The organism is Mesorhizobium sp. M1A.T.Ca.IN.004.03.1.1, assembly GCF_003997555.1.
In the GTDB taxonomy this organism is placed as follows: Bacteria; Pseudomonadota; Alphaproteobacteria; order Rhizobiales; family Rhizobiaceae; genus Mesorhizobium.
The window spans coordinates 1-239 of sequence record NZ_RZTV01001027.1; the positions used below are offsets into that span (position 1 = coordinate 1).

The window sequence follows — 239 nt, forward strand, 5'->3', positions numbered from 1 at the left end:
GGTTGCCCTTGCCGGAGTCGTAGAGCGTTTTGACGATCTCCTGAACGACCGGGTATTTTGTGCCAGATGCCTGCGTGGTGATTGCCGTATAGCCCTTGGCGGCATCACCAGCGGGGATGACGTCTTCTTCTGAATTGGACCAGACGTTTCCGATAATATGATCTGCCGGGAAGCCAACCTTGGCTGCGGTTTTCAGCGCGACCGGGTTCATCACGCCCCAACCGCGTAGGATGACGAAG

At 56.9% G+C, this 239-nt stretch carries 1 pseudogene; it reads right to left on the reverse strand.

The features are described 5' to 3' along the window. Window positions 1–239 (reverse strand): annotated as a pseudogene (locus tag EOD29_RS34800) (ABC transporter substrate-binding protein); the annotation flags it as partial.